The sequence below is a fragment of the Planktothrix serta PCC 8927 genome (assembly GCF_900010725.2).
Lineage (GTDB): Bacteria > Cyanobacteriota > Cyanobacteriia > Cyanobacteriales > Microcoleaceae > Planktothrix > Planktothrix serta.
Genome location: NZ_LR734865.1, coordinates 251,345 through 270,660, shown reverse-complemented (window position 1 = coordinate 270,660; position 19,316 = coordinate 251,345). Strand labels below are relative to the sequence as shown.

Annotated in this window: 17 protein-coding genes; 9 read left to right on the top strand and 8 right to left on the bottom strand. The window is 38.3% G+C overall.

Going from position 1 to position 19,316, the window contains the following annotated elements; translation table 11 throughout:
• Positions 1 to 61: 61 nt before the first annotated feature.
• Complete coding sequence (locus PL8927_RS10450) at positions 62 to 355, bottom strand: hypothetical protein (protein WP_083620860.1); 294 nt, start codon at positions 353 to 355, stop codon at positions 62 to 64.
• A 539-nt stretch (positions 356 to 894) separates the two neighbouring features.
• Between PL8927_RS10450 and PL8927_RS10445 the strand changes: the two genes are divergently transcribed.
• Entirely contained in the window at positions 895 to 2,340 is a 1,446-nt protein-coding gene (locus tag PL8927_RS10445) for an aminotransferase-like domain-containing protein (RefSeq protein ID WP_083620858.1), read from the top strand.
• A 41-nt stretch (positions 2,341 to 2,381) separates the two neighbouring features.
• Here PL8927_RS10445 and PL8927_RS10440 read toward each other — a convergent pair whose 3' ends face one another.
• Positions 2,382 to 3,293, bottom strand: a complete 912-nt coding sequence (locus PL8927_RS10440) for a GGDEF domain-containing protein (RefSeq protein ID WP_197047376.1) — start codon at positions 3,291 to 3,293, stop codon at positions 2,382 to 2,384.
• Between the two features lie 352 nt (positions 3,294 to 3,645).
• On the opposite strand from PL8927_RS10440, the gene PL8927_RS10435 reads away from it, so the two are divergent.
• The 5 genes from PL8927_RS10435 to PL8927_RS10415 all read left to right on the top strand — a co-directional run bounded on the left by PL8927_RS10435 (position 3,646) and on the right by PL8927_RS10415 (position 9,289).
• Positions 3,646 to 4,032, top strand: a complete 387-nt coding sequence (locus tag PL8927_RS10435) for an MAPEG family protein (RefSeq protein WP_083620854.1) — start codon at positions 3,646 to 3,648, stop codon at positions 4,030 to 4,032.
• A gap of 39 nt (positions 4,033 to 4,071) precedes the next feature.
• Positions 4,072 to 4,287 (top strand): hypothetical protein, encoded by a 216-nt coding sequence (locus PL8927_RS10430; RefSeq protein ID WP_083620852.1) that lies wholly within the window; start codon positions 4,072 to 4,074, stop codon positions 4,285 to 4,287.
• Between the two features lie 22 nt (positions 4,288 to 4,309).
• Positions 4,310 to 5,929 carry a hormogonium polysaccharide biosynthesis protein HpsL gene (hpsL, locus tag PL8927_RS10425; RefSeq protein ID WP_083620850.1) on the top strand — a complete coding sequence of 540 codons (1,620 nt, stop codon included), beginning with the start codon at positions 4,310 to 4,312 and terminating at the stop codon, positions 5,927 to 5,929.
• A gap of 531 nt (positions 5,930 to 6,460) precedes the next feature.
• Complete coding sequence (locus PL8927_RS10420; protein WP_083620848.1) at positions 6,461 to 8,257, top strand: two-component system response regulator; 1,797 nt, start codon at positions 6,461 to 6,463, stop codon at positions 8,255 to 8,257.
• 3 nt (positions 8,258 to 8,260) lie between these two features.
• Positions 8,261 to 9,289 carry a GGDEF domain-containing response regulator gene (locus PL8927_RS10415; RefSeq protein ID WP_083620846.1) on the top strand — a complete coding sequence of 343 codons (1,029 nt, stop codon included), beginning with the start codon at positions 8,261 to 8,263 and terminating at the stop codon, positions 9,287 to 9,289.
• Here PL8927_RS10415 and PL8927_RS10410 read toward each other — a convergent pair whose 3' ends face one another.
• The 4 genes from PL8927_RS10410 to PL8927_RS10395 all read right to left on the bottom strand — a co-directional run bounded on the left by PL8927_RS10410 (position 9,290) and on the right by PL8927_RS10395 (position 12,623).
• Entirely contained in the window at positions 9,290 to 10,585 is a 1,296-nt protein-coding gene (locus tag PL8927_RS10410) for a recombinase family protein (RefSeq protein ID WP_083620844.1), read from the bottom strand.
• Complete coding sequence (locus tag PL8927_RS10405; protein WP_083620958.1) at positions 10,582 to 10,944, bottom strand: VOC family protein; 363 nt, start codon at positions 10,942 to 10,944, stop codon at positions 10,582 to 10,584. Before PL8927_RS10405 ends, PL8927_RS10410 begins: the two co-directional genes overlap by 4 nt.
• Before the next feature lie 241 nt (positions 10,945 to 11,185).
• Complete coding sequence (locus tag PL8927_RS10400) at positions 11,186 to 11,983, bottom strand: phycobilisome rod-core linker polypeptide (protein ID WP_083620842.1); 798 nt, start codon at positions 11,981 to 11,983, stop codon at positions 11,186 to 11,188.
• Positions 11,984 to 12,116: 133 nt separating this feature from the next.
• On the bottom strand, positions 12,117 to 12,623 hold the full coding sequence (locus PL8927_RS10395; RefSeq protein ID WP_083620840.1) for a globin family protein: 507 nt from the start codon (positions 12,621 to 12,623) through the stop codon (positions 12,117 to 12,119).
• A 450-nt stretch (positions 12,624 to 13,073) separates the two neighbouring features.
• Between PL8927_RS10395 and PL8927_RS10390 the strand changes: the two genes are divergently transcribed.
• The 3 genes from PL8927_RS10390 (at position 13,074) to ftsH (ending at position 17,279) form a co-directional block, all read left to right on the top strand.
• On the top strand, positions 13,074 to 13,340 hold the full coding sequence (locus tag PL8927_RS10390; RefSeq protein ID WP_083620838.1) for a helix-turn-helix domain-containing protein: 267 nt from the start codon (positions 13,074 to 13,076) through the stop codon (positions 13,338 to 13,340).
• A gap of 16 nt (positions 13,341 to 13,356) precedes the next feature.
• Positions 13,357 to 15,255: an ATP-dependent zinc metalloprotease FtsH4 gene (gene ftsH4 / locus PL8927_RS10385; protein WP_083620836.1), complete on the top strand. Its 1,899-nt coding sequence runs from the start codon at positions 13,357 to 13,359 to the stop codon at positions 15,253 to 15,255.
• Positions 15,256 to 15,425: 170 nt separating this feature from the next.
• Positions 15,426 to 17,279 carry an ATP-dependent zinc metalloprotease FtsH gene (gene ftsH / locus PL8927_RS10380; RefSeq protein WP_083620834.1) on the top strand — a complete coding sequence of 618 codons (1,854 nt, stop codon included), beginning with the start codon at positions 15,426 to 15,428 and terminating at the stop codon, positions 17,277 to 17,279.
• A gap of 25 nt (positions 17,280 to 17,304) precedes the next feature.
• Here ftsH and PL8927_RS10375 read toward each other — a convergent pair whose 3' ends face one another.
• Complete coding sequence (locus tag PL8927_RS10375; RefSeq protein WP_083620832.1) at positions 17,305 to 17,940, bottom strand: hypothetical protein; 636 nt, start codon at positions 17,938 to 17,940, stop codon at positions 17,305 to 17,307.
• Positions 17,912 to 19,285: an AAA family ATPase gene (locus tag PL8927_RS10370; protein WP_083620830.1), complete on the bottom strand. Its 1,374-nt coding sequence runs from the start codon at positions 19,283 to 19,285 to the stop codon at positions 17,912 to 17,914. The genes PL8927_RS10375 and PL8927_RS10370 overlap by 29 nt, the downstream gene beginning before the upstream one ends.
• Between the last annotated feature and the right edge of the window lie 31 nt (positions 19,286 to 19,316).

Below are 19,316 nucleotides of genomic sequence, written 5' to 3'. Positions count from 1 at the left end.
CCCTTTCCCCCTAGGGAAAAGGGACGGGGGTTAGGTCATATAACTTTTTGCGATTCATTAATTAAGAATTGTAACGGTTTTCTAGCCAAATTCTAACTTCCTGTTCCGTATCAAATAAAGCCCTATATCCGGTAATCGGATCATAAGTATGCCAAACAATATTCCCTTGAGCATCTTTTTTTTGCCAAATTTGGGGTTCAGGTTTTAAGACCAAGGAACTCAACAATGTGGCTGTGATCTGTTTAACAGTCTTAAGAATATTTTGCCCCGTACCCCATGCTTTTGACTGATAACGGGGTAAAGTTGGAAAAGAGGGTTGTAGAGTCGGTAATGATAAATTTCTAGCTGTTTTCATTGTAATTCACCTCACTAAAAATCGATGATGAATTTTCCCCAAAATTAATCAACATCTCTGAACAATCAGGATGTTTGGTTTCAGGAAAACTCAACTGAAAAAATCTAATTTCGCTATTCCCAATCGCTTCTCAATTTTGCCTTGAGAAACTAATGTTGTTCTTCTATTCCTATTTTTACTGTTTCCATCCAACCCGTACAGATGCAGTTATGCTAAATTGTAACCATAACAGTTTAATTGTTCTTAACTGTTATGCTTGGACGATAAAACAATCACTCGCAAAATTTAGCGGGTGCGTGCCATTGGTGTCAACTTAACGCTAAAAGTAGGCACTCAAACCGGAATTCACGCACTATCTGATCCCCAGTCAATGATCCCCCCTAACCCCCCTTAACAAGGGGGAAACAGGAGATCAAAGTCCCCCTTTTTCAGGGGGATTTAGGGGGATCTAATCTTGGCTGTAATCACGGGTTTTCGGCTGAAGTTGACACACTTTGGGTGCGTGCGCCTGCTCCCAAACCCCCTACAACCCAAAAATAATGAAAGTTAGACCCCTGGAAACTGAAAATGGGACAAATTTATATGAACAGGTGGCCCATCGTGTTGAAGCGTTGATTAGTGAAGGAACCCTGCAAGGGGGCGATCGCATTCCCTCGGTACGAAAAATGCACCAACAGATGAACGTCAGTATTTCTACGGTTTTAGAAGCTTATCGTTTATTAGAAGATCGGGGATTAATTGCGGTGCGTCCTCAGTCGGGCTATTTTGTGCGCTCAAACCTGATGTCCCACCGAGAGGAACCTAACCCTTCCGCCCCCCCACGAACCGCCCTCAACGTCGATACATCCTTAGCCTTTCGGATCAATAGAAGTCTGCGGGAGCCGAATATGATTAAACTGGGTGCCGCCGTTGCCGATCCTTCGTTGTTTCCGATCACAACCTTAAACCGTCTAATTGGACAAACGTTGCGGAATGCGCCAGAGTCCTGTCACTCCTATGATGTCTTACCCGGTTGTGAGCCCCTACGACATGAAATCGCCCGCCGCTTAATGGATGCGGGATGTTCGGTGACACCGGATCAGATTTTGATTACCAATGGCACCACCGAAGCGCTGTATTTATCATTGAGGGCGATCACAAAACCAGGGGATACCGTTGCGATTGAATCTCCGTCTTATTATGGATTATTAGAAGTCTTAGCATCCTTACATTTACGCGCTTTAGAATTACCGACCCATCCCCGTGAAGGACTCTGTTTAGAAGCGTTAGAAATGGTGTTAAAAAAAGGGTCAATTGCGGCTTGTGCATTAGTGTCTAATTTTAGTAATCCATTAGGCACTTGTATGAGCGATTTACACAAAAAAAAATTAGTGACGATTTTGGAATCCTATAATATTCCCTTAGTAGAAGATGATATCTATGGGGATTTATGTTTTCAAGGAAATCGCCCCAAAGCTATTAAAGCTTTTGATCAAAAGGGATTAGTTTTATATTGTGCTTCCTGTAGTAAAACCTTATCCCCAGGATTACGGGTCGGTTGGGCGGTAGCCGGACAATATCAAACCCAGTTAGAACAGTTAAAATTGTTTACCAATATTGCCACGGCTACGGTGAATCAATTAGCGATCGCGGCTTTTTTATCCAATGGCGGATATGACCGACATTTGCGCCAATTACGGCGATCTTATTATGAACAAGTGATGCGAATGACCCAGGCTATTTGTGATTATTTTCCCCCCGAAACAAAAGTTTCTCGTCCTTCTGGGGGTCACGTTTTATGGGTGGAATTGTCCCCGGAATTTGATTCGATGGAATTATATGAACAAGCATATCAGCATAAAATTAGTATTGCACCGGGTTCGATGTTTTCTGCTTCCGGTGGCTATCAAAATTGTTTTCGATTAAATTGTGGTTTACCTTGGTCAGAGGAATTAGAACAAGCGATGAAAACCTTGGGAAATTTAATTAAAATTATTAATAGATAAAATAGGATTTTTTTTATATTTTTTATCCTGGTTTTTATCCATTAAAGTATTCCTTGGGCAACTTTCACCTGATCACGTCCTTCGGACTTAGCCTTATACATGGCTTGATCTGCCGCACTAATTAACTCTTGTAAATAGGATTTTTCTCCTGGAACACAGCAAGCTACTCCCAAGCTGCTAGTAATATTAGAACGGATGGGAGATGAACGATGGGGAATCTTTAAAGACCGAATTTGTAATTGAATTTCTTCGGCGACTTTACGAGCATTTTCTAAATCTAAATGCGGTAAAATAACAGCAAATTCTTCCCCTCCATAACGAGCCACTAAATAGGGTTCCGGTTCTCTAACTCTTTTGACAGCCGTTTCAATGGCATTGGCAATTTGTTGTAAACAATAGTCTCCGGCTAAATGGCCGTAAGTATCATTATAAAGTTTGAAGAAATCGACATCACATAAGAGCATGGAAAGATGATCTTCTTGACAGGATTGCCATTGTTCTTGTAAACAATTATAAAATTCTCGGCGATTCGCAAGTTGAGTCAAATCATCCAAAGAAGCAAGACGCTTAAGTTGTTGATTCTCGGCTTGTAATTTAATCAGTAATTCTTGCTGAAGTTGAACTTGTTTTTTGAGACTGTTAATCGTCATGTCAGTAGGTAAAGTATTGAGAGAAGTATTCCGGTTAACAAAGGGATTTAAAGCCTCAAGAGTTGTAGCCAAAGCTTGGGGAGTTTGGGTTTTCAATTCAGAATAATTATTCATCCAGAGTACCGGAATATCTTGAGTAATTTTCGCCTGCTTGAGTTTATGATGAGTTTCTTGGGGATTGGATTGGTTAGGGTCAAAGGGAATCAGAATAATGTCGGGATTCGTATATTCAGCATGAAAGATAGCACTTTCTGGATGAGGTGCAATCACAAAACTTAAGTTAAGTTGGTTCAATAAGTTCACAAATGAGCTAAAGTTAAAGGGATGGGTTTCTTCAATGATAATAATGATATAGGGCTTCAATTGACTTGGGTTCATGACGGGTACGGGTGTGCAACCTGGGAAATTTAAGTTCAGCATTTTGACCTAATCCATGACGTCGGACTGAGTTAACTATCTAATGTTTAGTTGAGATTGACAGTGATAGCGCTCTTGATAAACCTGTGATAGTTCAAAAGCCTTAGAGTGACAGCAACGGAAGATTCAATGTGACAGATTGGCAAGCTTAAAAGTGATCGAGATCACAAGTTGGCGGTTGGCGGTTAACTGTAGGATAGGAAGGGATTGATGTAATGGACGTAGGGAAATTGTATTTATGTCAATTTGGCCTAGTTTAGTGACTGCTTGTGCATTGCTGCTGTATTTAGCGGTGACGATTAATGTCGGACGCGCCAGAATGAAATACAAAATTCTGCCCCCTGAAATGACCGGAGACGAGAATTTTGAGCGCGTGGTGCGAGTCCAACAGAACACCCTGGAACAATTGGTTTTGTTTCTCCCGACCCTGTGGCTGTTTTCTGAATGGATTAGTCCGGTTTGGGCGGGAGGTTTAGGTACTGTTTGGGTAATTGGACGGATTTTATACGCTTGGGGATATTACCAAGCCGCAGAAAAACGGATGTTGGGGTTTGGAATCAGTTCCCTGGTAACGTTCACTCTTTTGGGGGGTGCTATAGTTGGGATAATTCTCTCTCTGGTTTGAGAATTAAATATTTTGTAAAGCTCTGCTTTTTTGAACAGGATGGTAACAGAACTTTTATCTTCAGAACAAACCCTTAACCTCAACACCATCGAGGATGAAATGTTGCAATTAGCTTTATTAGAAGCTGAAACGGTGGGTCAACTGGCGGCTTTGATTGTTGATCATACTCATTCTGAGATTATGCAAGCCTTTGAACGGCTTTCCTATCCCCAACAACATCAATTACAGGAACTTTGGGAACTCAATATTCCTTAATTTGGGAAATAATTATAATCTGATGTCCCCCTTCCCCAACCAACCCCAACAATCACAAGATCAGAGTCATCCTGACTCAGAAGTTAACTTTACTGAACAGCCTGTTATTGATCTCGAACAGATTCCCCCACAGAGGTCAAATTTCTTACAGTTTTTGGGTATCGTCAGCGCTGTAGCTCTGTTGGTGGGACTGTTGCTGTTTGCGAATGGGGCTTCTACAAGTACCATCATCTTGAGCAGTATGGCTCTGGTGATCATGGTGTTGTGTTATCGATATCCCCGTCAAGGATTATGGGCATTTTTAATTTATTTACCGTTTGCAGGTACAATTTCTTATGGGATTGGCAACGATTATTTTCTTTTCCATTTAGCGAAAGATGGGTTTTATATTCCGGCTTTAATCGGTTTAATTGTTGAATTAAGGAAAAAAAAATTACCCCTGATTCATCCGCATCAACTTAAGATTCCTCTGTTAATTTTCTTCACGATTGTAGTTGTTACACTCCTGGCTGTGAATGGCGTTCTACAACGAAACGCCACCGTAGACAATCAACCTTTTTTAGTCGGATTATTTGGCTTAAAAGTTTTACTGGGATATATTCCCCTGATCACTTGTGCCTATTATCTAATTCGGAATCGACAAGAACTACAATTTCTAACCCGATTACAAGTTATTTTGATCCTGATTTGCTGCATCTTAGGACTGATCCAATTTGGATTAGTTGTAACCGGATATTGCCCCGATAATACGGGTTTACCCGACAATTTGTTATTGCGGGCAAATGTGCAGCGAAAATGTTTGGTTGGAGGCGCGTTAGGGTATTTTCCTGTCCAAAATTTTATTCGTTTACCGGGAACCTTTGTAGCCCCTTGGCATTGGGCGTGGTTTTTAATTTCCAGTACATTTTTTTGTTTTGCAACAGCATTTAGTGACCCCAAATTCCATTGGCGTTTAATGGGTTTAGGAACGTTATCTTTAGTCGTTTTAAATGCAATTGTTTGTGGTCAAAGAACAGCCCTTTTAGCGGTTCCTTCGATTATTATTTTGCTTCTAGTTGTCACGAGTCACATTTCACGGGTTAAGCGAATTTTAGTGATTGTTGTAGGTATATTTCTCTTGATTCTGTCAACTTATGTTTTGGCTCCCAATATGATTAATGAACGAGTCGATAACTTTATTGGACGTTGGAATGCTGATCCTCCTGCTGTCTTTTTAACCAAACAAACCGATTTTAGTTTGAAAGCCCATCAAGGCTTTTTAGGCAATGGTTTAGGACAAGCAACCACCGCAGCACGAGGATTAGGAAAAACCCAATTAATTGAAGCGTATTATCCTAAATTATTGTATGAAATTGGGCCCTTTGGAGTGGCTGCTTTTTTATTCTTAGTGACTAATATCACAATTTTAGGGTTTAAATCCTATCATCAATTAACAGATCATAGTTTGTGGGGTTATGGAATTGTTTTTTGGATTTTTATTGTTTTAATTAGTTATAATCCTTATTGGTATCCTCTTGATACTGATCCGGTAGCGGTTTATTATTGGTTCTTAGTAGGCGTACTGTTCAAATTACCGAAAATTCAACAACAAGAACAGGAGAAAGCTCAGTCCGATTACCCTCAACCCCCAGGATTAGTCTGAATTCAAGTGTCTTTGTGGAAAACCAACCGACAATTCTCACCAGAGCCGGATATGAAGATGATGTATATCACTGTTTTTATGCCGAAAAATTGTTAAAAAAGATCAGTGAGCTTTGGGATAGGGATGATCTTTGAGATTAAACTTCCCAGCCTCAGTCTATACCCTATCTTATTTGTTGCCTATCAACGTCAGCACCCCGCACTCTCTGTGACGGGGCTATGCGCGGAGCGCAGGCTTCGCGAAGTAATGCCTCTAACTTTAGTTAGTTCGTACCCGCCTAAGTCTTAACTGACTACGTTTTTTGAGTCAAGACACCCTGTTGGATGCGTAGCTAGTCCCTGGCTCTGTCGTTAGTAGTTAAACAGTTTTACGAGGGGTAAGACTGATGCTCCTAGCCTAACAAGCTCTTAAAACCTTATTGAAGCTAACTTTACCCTAGAAATAGGAGTTAGGAGGGCCATCATACCCTCCTCCCTGAAAAGGGAAATATAAAGCCTAACTAGAAGTTAGGGGTTTCTACCCATTTTTCTGATGAACCATTACAACCTTGATCTAACTAAAACTGATGATATTCTCATCGTTGATGATACACCGGACAACTTGCATTTATTGTCCCGAATGCTCACCCGTCAGGGATACAATGTTCGCAAAGCTTTAAATGGGCCAATGGCATTAACGGCGGCTCAAACCGTTGCTCCTGATTTGATTTTGCTAGATATTATGATGCCGGAAATGGATGGTTATCAAGTTTGCCAGCATCTAAAAATTAATCCCAAAACCGCAGAAATTCCGATTATTTTTCTGAGTGCTTTGGATGATGTTCTCGATAAAGTTAAAGGATTTCAAGTGGGAGGGGTGGACTATATTACTAAACCCTTCCAATTTGAAGAAGTATTAGCACGAGTCCAAAATCAATTGGCTTTACGAGCAGCAGAATTAGAAGTTAGGGTCTTAAATGCGGAATTAGAAGCACGGGTAAAAGAACGCACGCAGCAACTTGAAGAAGCCAATGCTAAATTGCTGAAAATGGCGCTTCATGATGCCCTAACGGGTTTACCCAATCGGGCTTTATTGATGACGGACTTACAGCAATCCATTCAGCGAGCCAAAGCTGATCAAAACTATCAGTTTGCCGTGTTATTTTTAGATTGCGATCGCTTTAAAGTTGTGAATGATTCTTTAGGTCATTTAGTCGGAGATGAACTCTTAATTTTAATTGCGCGCCGTCTAAACCTTTATATTAAACCCCACAATACGTTAGCTCGTTTGGGGGGTGATGAATTTGCAATTTTATTAACTGAAATTCCCGACTTTCCCCATGTCATCGCCTTAGCGGATCAGGTTTTAGCATCTTTTTCTGAACCCTTTCACTTAGAGAGGCATGAGGTTTTTATTAATGCTAGTATTGGGATTGTCATCGGTCACAATCAATATAATGAACCCGAACATTTACTGCGAGATGCGGATACAGCCATGTATCGAGCTAAAGCATTAGGCAAAGGACAATATCATATTTTTGATCCGGTGATGCACGCAGCCGCTTTAGAACGATTACAGTTAGAAACGGATTTACGTCGAGGCCTTGAACAACAAGAATTAGTCGTTCATTATCAACCGATTGTTGCTTTAAATACCGGAAAAATTGCCGGGTTTGAAGCTTTAGTTCGCTGGCGTCATCCCCAAAGGGGTTTAATCCCACCCGGTCTATTTATTCCCATTGCAGAAGAAACGGGTTTAATTACTCCCATTGGCTATTGGGTCTTATTAGAAGCTTGTAATCAATTGCGAACTTGGCAAAAACAAGGTTTAATTGATCCCAGTTTGTTTATAAGTGTTAATTTATCCGTTAGACAGTTTGCTCAACCGAATTTATTAGAACAAATAGATTACGTTTTAGCTCAAAGTCAACTGCATCCTGACTGTTTAAAACTGGAAATTACTGAAAGTGCTATTATGGACAATGAAAAGGATGTTGCCGTGATTCTTAAGGAATTAAGAAAACGTCATATTTTAATTAGTATTGATGATTTTGGAACCGGCTATTCTTCTCTCAGTTATCTCCATTCTTTTCCCGTTGATACTCTAAAAGTTGATAAATCTTTTGTTCAACGTCTCAACCTAGAATCTGAAAATGTGGGCTTAATTCCTGTGATTATCAGCTTGGCTAAAACAATGAATATGAGTGTTGTTGCTGAAGGGATTGAATTACCTGAACAGTTAGGAATACTCAGAGAATTAAATTGTGGATTTGGGCAGGGGTATTTCTTTGCTAAACCTTTACCCGGAGAAGAATTGATTAAATTTCTATCCTTAACTCCTCAGTGGTGAACAATGGATCAAGATGGTATTAGTTTGATTAAGGGAAATCTACTCATCGTTGATGATGAACCAGATAATATTCGGGTTTTATCAGCGTTGTTAACTCAACAGGGATATTATGTCCGCAAAGCGTTAAATGTGCAAATAGCACTCATAGCGGTTAACAGTCTCAAACCCGATTTAATTTTATTAGATATTCGGATGCCGGATGCAACCGGATATGATTTATGTCGTCAACTAAAATCCAATCCAGACACCCATGAAATTCCGGTAATTTTTATTAGTGCCCTCAATCAAATTGAAGATATTATGCAAGCATTTTCTGTCGGAGGCGTAGACTATGTTACCAAACCGTTTAAAGTTGATGAAGTATTAGCACGGGTGAAAAACCAGTTAACCATTTGTCAGTTAAAACAACAACTTCTGGAACAAAATCAACAACTCTTACAACAAAATAATCAATTAACACAAGAAATTAAAACTCGTCAAAAAGTAGAAGAAAATTTACAAACGGTTAATCGTCAATTACAAAATTTAGCGTCTTGCGATAGTTTAACAAGTTTAGCTAACCGTCGCCATTTTGATGAATATTTTCAGCAAACTTGGAAACAAATGATCGAGGTACAACAACCTTTATCTTTACTCTTATGTGATTTAGATTTTTTTAAACATTATAATGATCATTATGGGCATCCGGCGGGAGATATTTGTTTGAAATTAGTCGCTCAAGCCTTAGATCGATCCGTCAGTCATTCTAGGGATTTAGTCGCCCGTTATGGAGGAGAAGAATTTGCCATTATTCTACCCAATACGGATTTATCAGGGGCACTGAAAGTGGCTCAAACAATTCATCAGGAAGTCCAACAGCTTAAAATTAATCATGAGTATTCAACAGTGAGTTCTATTGTTACCGTGAGTATTGGTGTTTCCTATCAAATTCCTCAAAAAGATACCTCGGCTGAACATTTATTAACAATTGCTGATCAAGCTCTTTATGAAGCTAAACAGAAAGGTCGCAATCAATATTGTGTTAAAGTTTAATTAAAAAATAAAGATTAGCTTTAACTCCCAATTATCCCCATCTCGAATAATCTCAATTTTGCGAATAAATTCTCGAAAATAAAACCGCCTTTCAGTTTCCGATAAATCTAACCAAAACTGCGGAATACAAACCGCTTGTGCTGTTTCTTTTAAATTAACTGGGGGAAGTTGGGCTAACTTTCCTTGCAATTGAGCAATTTCTGTCCGCAATTTATAGGTTCTTAACTCTGCCGTTTCTGTGTCTAATATTCCCGAAGTTAATAAATCAGGAATTTGTAATAAAATCTCTTGTTTTTGGTTAATCTCCTGAATAATACCCCGTTTAACAATTTGTAAATCAGGTAAATTTAAACTAGAAACCGCCTCTGGTAAATCTTGACAAATTCGTTCAATTGTTAACTCTAATCCTGTTTGATAAGATAAGGCTTTACATTTAGGATTTTTCGGACAATTTGTCGGACGTAAATATAAATATTCTCGTTCTTGGCGATAGGTTGTAACTCGCGCAATAGTCATTAAAGATTGACAGTCTCCACAACTGACTAACCCCGCTAACGAACGTGGTGCACTGGCTGTTCGCGGCGGAAGCCGTTGATTTCGGCGTAATAATCGATCTACTTGAGCACCTTCATCTCGTGAAATAATCGGAATATGGGTATTAGAAATAATCTCCCCATTTTTATATTCTAAATCTCCTCGATAAACGGGATTTGTTAACCATCTTCGTCCTGTTGTCACCGAGATTTTTTTCCCATACCGTTTTTCTAAATAGCGCACCGCACCCCGCAAAGATCCATAAATTAAAAACCGATCAAAAAATTCTTTAACGATGGGTGAAACACTGCGATCTAAAATATAACGATCTTTTCCCCGTCGATATCCATAGGGTGCTTTTCCCGGTGGAGGTAAGGCTTTAATTCTATTTTGAGCGTGTCCGTGACAAATGCGACGACTGCGTTGGCGATTTTGAATTTCTATAAATAATTGGATTAAATCAGACCGATTAATCTGAGTTTCGGAGGTGTTAAAATCTGATTCAATGGCAATAATATTAATCTGGAAAGATTCTAATTGTTGTAAGCGATCGCTCACTTCTAAAACCGAATTTCCTAACTCCTCTAACCGTCGAATTAATAAATAGTCTGGGGCTTCTAAATCACAATCTTTTAACAATTGTTCAAGTTCCTGTCTTTCCCCTAAATCTTGATAAATCCGATCCACTTCCCAACCCCAAATCATCCGATCTGGAGGCTGTTCAAACAGAGGATCAGTATAGCAATAGGCAATAATTTTCATGCTTCATTTAATTCTATAATATTACCATCAGGATCTTTTGTAAACAAGGCAGACCGACCAGAAGCACTCATTTGAAATGAACAATTATAAGTAATTAGCTGTTGTTTTGTGGCTTCTAAATTATCAACCAAAAAGGCTAAATGTCGATTTCGTCCCCATTTTTCCTGATTCACTTGATCATTAATCAAGGTTTCAGCTTGAATTAAATGAATTTGAAACTCACCAATTTGATACCAAATCCCCGAAAAATTTAACGGACGTTCAACTTTTTCTAAGCCTAAGACTTGACCATAAAATTGTTCAGATTGTTCTAAATCAGACACTAAAATAGCAGCATGAAGATATTTATTGATTTTCATGATATCCAAAAACACAACAATTTTAACCCGTAGGGTGCGTAAGCGCAGCGCACGCACCAAAACAATAATAATTATACCATTTTATTTTACCTCAATTCCATCAGAATATGTTAATGGGCATTAAAAACCCGGTTTCTTTAAGAAACCGGGTTTTGGGAGTCCATGATTAAAGTGTAATTTTTTTAAGAGTCATTTCAATCGCTTCAATTAGAGTCAAAGGTGGGCAAAGCCCACCCTACTTTTAATTTTTAAACAGTAAACTGGCGTTAATGGCACTGACATACTCCAACACTTTTTGCTGAAAGTCAGTTTCAATCTCTTGTTGATCGACAGGTTGGGGATAGAAGGAGAGAATTTCAGCAATTTCCTTAACACAAACGGATAGCCGTTGAATATGTCTAGGCGTAATCTTTGTATCCGAGGGGAAGTCTAAGGGTTCTGGGGGAGTTTGTACAGGTTTAACCGCTAATTTATCCTCCTCTCGAACACAGGTTCCGCCATCACAGTCGATGTGTAATTCATGTTGATAATGGGTAGGAATTGCCCATCCTCTCTGTCCCGCGTGTTCATGACCTAGCTGTTCATTTTCAATATATTCAGTAGCTGATTCAAAACGATGTTCATGCCAATAGGGAACGGTAAAATAACCAAAGGATTTGCGGTATTCTTCCGAGTCTACTAACTCTGAAACCATTGCACCAACACCCCGACGGATTAAAATGTCATCCCATTCATGAAGTTCTTCATTGTTTTTAGGAGCCCGTCCTAAAAAATGTTTACAGGCATTTTCAATGAATTTAACATTAGAACTTTTTTCATAAAAAAGCTCTAAATAAATCGGACGAACTGCCAGACTTTTTAAGAAATGCCGAATTCCGATTTTACCCTTCATAAAATCTTTTTCTAAATCAGCTAATTGCTTGCGCTCAAACTCATAAAGCTGGCGTTCTAAAACTTGCTGATAAATTTGTTTTAAAACAAATTCTCTTTCTTCGGGTGAAGCGTCATGACGAGTCGTTACAGGTTGAGTTAAGGACATAAATTAAACTCCTGTGTGCATCAATACTCCAAATTAGCCTAGATTTACCCACTCTGGGATAATAATTGAAATTGTAGTTTGTTTTGATTTAAACGGGGTAATACCCTGATGGAAAATGAACAATCAATCTGCTTTAAACTCCACTACGTTGAACATTTGCCATCAGTTTAGGTGGTGTATCTAGCACTTCTAAAACAATATCCATATAGGGTTTTAATAACTGATTACACACACTGGGCAATTGTTCTTGTAGGGTTTCTTGAAGATAAGTATAGGCTTGAAGGCACTGGGTATTTTTTTCGTGAGCAGCTAAAATATTAGCTAACCACAACATTAAAGATTCCTTAAAAAAGTGAGGATCATCGCGTAACAAGGCAACGGACATCAAACACATCGTCATCGACATATCATAAACACAGCGTTTAGAATGTTTTTGCATGATTTCAGGATGAGACAGCATAAATTTTTTGAGGGTTTGCTTGATTAAACCTGCTGATTTTGCGCGTAAAACTTCATAGGTTTTGGTGCGAGCATTTAAAGTCTGAACATACTGATGCAGCGGCTTGAGTTCTGCATTGGTCAAATATCGCCCGTCGCACTGGATGATTAAATCATCCCAAGTTGAATTCATTGTTGGCATTTCAATCTCCTCTGTCTAGCCAGAATACTCTCTTCTAATGTGATACAAAATCAAATATAAGTCAAGAAATTGATGTAATTTTTAATATAAACCCAACTATTATTTTATTTTTACAACAGTAATTCTACTGATAATCATTTTACCGATAATCGTGGAGGAGAGATGATCCTGTGTTCACTCTTGTCAAGTGTCAAAAAACGATCCTTTGATGAGCTTGCCCTCACCCCACCGATGCAGGAAATCACGCTATGGTAAAAATTATAGATGAAAGGGGAGAGATCCCTACAACATGAGGTCATGGGATTATGGCAATATGGAAGCAGACCAGAGTTTTTCTAAGTCAGGATCGGAATCCTTATCGAAAATTCTGGGTTTAAAACCCCTAAGTTCCACTTAGGCTTTTTATTTGATTTTAATGTATACTAAAGGAGAAGATTTTAAGTGCAGAGAATGAAGTTAAGGTATCGATATCGAATCTACCCAACAGACCAACAAAAGAGGCTGATGTCTCAGTTGTTCGGTTGCTGTCGGGTAGTTTTTAACGAGGCTTTAGCTTACTGCCAAGAACAATACCGTTCAGGTAACAAAAAACCTAATATTAAGGAACTTTCTAAAAGGCTAACAGATCTTAAAAAGACTACTGAAAAGCAATGGTTAACAGAAGTTTCTTCTATTCCTTTGCAGCTGATGTCAATATCTATCCTTGTTAACAGTTAACCTTTAATTAAACACCATGAGTATAAAAGACAAACCCCAATTTCCCCGAAATCTTCCCATCGGAAGTATTTTATTTTGGTTGGGTATCATCTTCTTAATTGCTAACCTAACATTACCTGGATTATTCGGGCCACAAATTCCCAGTGTTCCCTATAGTTTATTCATTGAACAAGTTGAAGATGGTCAAGTTTCTCAAGTTTATCTCAGTCAAGATCAAATCCGGTATTTAGTTAAAGAAGAAGCTGATAAACCTGGACAAGTTCTATCAACAACTCCGATTTTTGATATGGATTTACCCAAACGTTTAGAAGCCAAAGGGGTTGAATTTGCTGCTGCTCCACCTCCTAAAAATACCTGGTTTTCGAGCTTAATTGGTTGGGTGATTCCTCCCTTAATTTTTGTGGGAATTTGGGTGGCTGTCGGACAATTTATGCAAAGTCGAGGCGGAGGAATGGGAGGGCCACAAGGGGCTCTTTCTATTAGTAAGAGTAAAGCCAAGGTTTATGTCGAAAATGATGCCACAAAAGTCACTTTTCAAGATGTAGCTGGGGTAGAAGAAGCCAAAACTGAATTAGAAGAAGTGGTGGAATTCTTAAAGACTCCTGAACGTTTTTTAAAAATAGGAGCTCGAATTCCTAAAGGAGTCTTATTAGTCGGCCCCCCAGGAACGGGAAAAACCCTATTAGCGAAAGCCGTAGCCGGAGAAGCAGGTGTTCCATTCTTTAGCATTTCTGGGTCAGAATTCGTGGAATTGTTCGTGGGTGCAGGGGCGGCGCGAGTTCGAGATTTATTTGAACAAGCCAAAAAGAAAGCTCCCTGTATTATCTTTATTGATGAATTAGATGCTATTGGAAAATCCCGTTCTAGTGGCGGAATGTATGGGGGAAATGATGAGCGAGAACAAACCCTCAACCAGTTATTAACGGAGATGGATGGGTTTGCTGCCGGACAAGCTACCGTAATCGTTTTAGCAGCTACTAACCGCCCGGAAACCTTAGACCCGGCGTTACTGCGTCCCGGTCGATTTGATCGCCAAGTTTTAGTAGATCGTCCTGATTTATCCGGTCGTTTACAAATCCTAGAAATCTATGCTAAAAAAGTTAAAATTGGGCCCGATGTGGAGTTAAAAGCGATCGCCACTCGCACCCCCGGTTTTGCGGGCGCAGATTTAGCGAATTTAGTCAATGAAGCTGCCTTATTAGCTGCTAGAAATAAACGGGAAACTGTTAGTCAAGCGGACTTTGCTGAAGCCATTGAACGGGTTGTTGCGGGGTTAGAAAAAAAATCCCGTGTTCTCAACGAAAAAGAGAAGAAAATTGTTGCCTATCATGAAGTCGGTCATGCTATAGTTGGATCAGTGGTTTCCGGTCAAAATAAAGTGGCTAAAATCTCCATTGTGCCGCGTGGAATGGCGGCTTTAGGATATACCTTACAACTGCCCACTGAAGACCGTTTCTTACTCAGTGAAGAAGAAATGAAAGCCGAAATTGCTACTTTATTAGGAGGACGTTCTGCCGAAGAAGTGGTATTTGGAAGTATTACCACAGGGGCAACAAATGACTTACAACGGGCGACGGATTTAGCTGAACGCATGGTCACCAGTTATGGGATGAGTAAAGTATTAGGGCCCTTGGCTTATGAAAAGGGTCAACAAAACAATTTTCTCGGCGATAATATGATGATGAATCCTCGTCGTTATGTCAGTGATGAAACAGCAAAAGCTATTGATGATGAGGTTAAACAATTGGTTGAACAAGCCCATGAAGTTGCCCTGGATATCCTGAATCAAAATAAAGAGTTAATGGAACAAATTGCCCAACAAATCTTACAAACAGAAGTCATTGAAGGGGACAATTTGCAACATTTGTTAAATCAAGTTAAGTATGAGGGTAAAATTCCCGCCGCGATCGCATAATTAATTTATCCCCCCTCGTTCCCTGGTTCTACCAGGGAATGCCGATCAGAGGCCTCTAAAAATACTATCCGATTTGGAGAAGGGTGGCAGAGCCGCCCTAGTAGCATTTCTAGGTTGAACCTAGAAACGAGGTTAACGAGAGCAACGAGAACAAACCAGAGCCAAATTTTATGAGTATTAAAAAAAGACCTAAATTACCCAGTTCTCAAAAAATTGCCCAAATTTTATTAATCTCAGCCGGGGTAATTTTAATCGGAAATTGGTTGTTTCCTCAACTGACTCGTCCTCGTTTTCCTAAAGTTCCCTATAGTTTTTTTATCCAACAAATTGAAGATGGTAAAGTCTCAAAAGTTTTAGTGGGCGACAACGAAATTCTTTACCAAATCAAAGGCGAGAATAATCAACCTGAAGGAATTTTATCAACTACCCCGATTTTTGATTTAGAACTCCCCAAACGCTTAGAAGCCAAAGGAATTGAATTTGCGGCTTCTCCGGCTCCTAAACAAAGTTGGTTAAGTGTTGTTTTAAATTGGGTAATTCCGCCTTTAATTTTAGTGGTAGCGTTTCAATATTTTATGAAACGAGATCCCCAAGGATCATTATCCATTAATAAAAGTAAAGCCAAGGTTTTTGTTAAAGGTGAAACCGATAATATTACCTTTGCAGATGTGGCGGGAGTTGATGAAGCAAAAACCGAATTAGCAGAAATCGTTGATTTCCTGAAAAGTCCCCAACGGTTTACCGAAATAGGAGCAAAAATTCCCAAAGGCGTGTTATTAGTTGGCCCCCCAGGAACTGGAAAAACTCTATTAGGAAAAGCGGTCGCTGGAGAAGCCGGAGTTCCCTTTTTTAGTATATCGGGTTCAGAATTTATTGAGTTATTTGTGGGAACTGGAGCCGCGCGAGTTCGAGACTTATTTGAACAGGCGAAAAAGAAAGCCCCCTGTATTATTTTTATTGATGAATTAGATGCTATTGGAAAATCCAGAAGTAGTGGAAGTTTCCAAAGTGGGAGTAACGATGAACGAGAACAAACCCTGAATCAATTATTAACTGAAATGGATGGGTTTGGGGTCGGAGATGCGACGGTAATTGTATTAGCCGCCACCAACCGCCCTGAAGCCTTAGACGCGGCATTATTACGCCCTGGACGCTTTGATAGACAGGTCTTAGTAGACAGACCCGACTTAGCGGGACGCAAAGCGGTTTTAGAAATTTATGCTAAAAAAGTTAAATTAGAAGATCATGTAGATTTACACACCATTGCCACAAGAACTCCGGGTTTTGGAGGCGCAGAATTAGCAAATTTAGTTAATGAAGCAGCCCTATTAGCGGCTAGAAATCAACGTAAGTTAGTGAAACAGGAGGATTTTTATGAGGCTATTGAAAGGGTGGTTGCGGGGTTAGAAAAACGCAGTCGCGTGTTAAACGAAAAAGAGAAGAAAATTGTCGCCTATCATGAAGTCGGTCATGCCATTGTCGGGGCGTTAATGCCGGGGGGTGGAAAAGTGACTAAAATTTCTATTGTGCCGCGTGGAATGTCCGCATTAGGGTATACTTTAAGAATGCCAACGGAAGACCGTTTTTTAATGGATGAAATTGAATTTCGGGAACAAATTGCCATGCTATTAGGCGGACGGGCTGCGGAAGAATTAGTCTTTGGAAATGTTACCAATGGCGCCTCAGATGACCTACAACGGGCAACGGGATTAGCTGAAAGAATGGTACTGAATTATGGCATGAGTAAAGCTTTAGGGCCCTTAGCTTATGAAAAAGCCAAACAGAATAATTTTTTAGGCAATTCTGATGCTAATCTTCGCCGTCCTATGAGTGAAAAAACCGCAGAAGCTATTGATGATGAAGTCAAGGATATTGTTAATAATGCTCATCAAAAAGCTTTAGCTATTTTGAATTATAATCGAGACTTATTAACGGAAATTTCTCAAAAAGTATTAGAAACAGAGGTAATTGAAGGGGATGAATTACAACAATTGTTAGAGCAGGTTAAACCTGTATCTCGATAATTCATATTTTAGATCAAGATAGTGTTTAATTCAAGTTTAAATGTCTAATATTAAATAAGTCTTCTGAGGTTAGATGATGAATTTGATATACAAGTATACTTTTTTCATCATCTGAGTCAACGAATAGTTGAGGAATGACTTTATTTCTTCTTCCCGAAGTCGGTGTTTTTTGGGCATTTGTTTGGAGGTCAAATAAAATATATTTGTATTCAATTTCATTAAAGCTAAATTCTGATGAAACCTGGTAAAACTCTCGAATAATATTAAAAATATACTTGATAAATAATGTTGAATTTATATATTTAATTATACAGTCTTGAAGTTTCGGGTTTTTAGATTTCATTTCACAAAAAAATACATAAAATATTCCATCAATTATAGTAAAAATAATTCCATCACAAGCGGTATTAATTTTAGGTTCACTAGGGTTTAAATATTGGCTAATTCTTTTTCCCTGTACATCTAACTTAAAAGCGTAGGTGTGTTCGGGCTCAAATCCAATCAGATTAACTTCTGTTAAAGTAGCACTAGGATCGGTTTCTTCTAAAGTGATAATACCATTTCTGGGTGCATTATAGGGATTTATATTAATGATAATATCAGAATCGGGGTTAATAATTCTCCTGAGATATTCAATAATCATAATTAACAGTTGCTTCATTGAAAAAGTTATTCATTTCAATAATCTCTTGATCAAAACTTCCAACTTCAATTCCTAAATCTGTTATGGTAGCAGGAGTTAAGGTATTTTGATCTGAGATATAAACTTTGACATCATTTTTATCTAAAATATCATCTTCTATATAATTATACTTTTCCATTAATTTTTCTTTACCTGGAAACGAATAATTCAATAAAATTAAGTTATTAAATTCTTTAATTAAATAATCACTATGAGTTGTCATCAATAATTTTACACCTGCTTTCATTAAACGAGTAAACAACTTAGCGAGTTTTCTTTGATTAGAAGGATGTAAATTAAGCTCTGGTTCATCTATAATTAATAAATCTCCTGGTTTAGCAAGATGCTTGATATAAAAGTTTAGATCAACTAAGGATTTAACACTAGAAGAACTCGCGTGTAGTGGAACCTGATTTGAACTTCCATCTTGATCAAAAGAAAACCAGATAGAACCTTCATCTTGAACTTCATATTCCCCACCTAAAATCTCTTTAAAAATATTTAAAATTTCTGGATGAGTTTCCCGAAGTGGACTTTTGTTTTTTTGAATATTGTCTAAATCTCTGACAAAATCTATTTCATCTTTAATGGGTTTGGAATATCGAGATAAACTATCATTCAACATATTGAGAAAGTCGAACGGTTCAATTTTAGATTTTTTTTTCAATTGCTCAATCATGATATTTTTGCTAATATCAAGTTCTTTATAAAAGAGCGATACTCCAGTTCTTTCAGATGTGATAATAAATGGTTTTGGAAAATAATATCCTGAGAATGCTTTCGCTAAAGTACGGTTAATCACGTCTCTAATCATTACTAGGGGTGGTGTTGGCTCTTTTTTGTCCTCACCTAAAGAATCCTCAATTAGTAATGAAATTTCAAAAATAGAACTATCTTTAGGTTTTATGATTTTCAAAAATTGTTTCTGCTTTTGGGAAAAGAAATTACTGGATATTTCTTGTGAATAATTTGGTGTATATTCAGATGGAATTACATTAAAATTTGCATTTTTTAAAAAATCTTCATCAACACTAAACATTTTATATATAGATTTAGAGTAGTTATTAACCGATTTGTTTAGTGCTTGGATAAAACTATCTTCAAGTGAAGACAAATCAATACTTACTGTCCCCTCTTGAAACAAACTTTCTATTTCATTATCTAAATTAAAATCTATAATAGAATCCCAGGTACTCAAAAATCCATAAATAGCATAATTGATATAGGTTTTCCCTGTATTGTTTTTTCCACAAATAATCGTTAACTTACCTAATTCTATATCAACGTCTTTTAAACAGCCTAAATTTTCGAGTTTAAATCTCATGCTTAAATCCTCCGCTTGTACTGATAATACA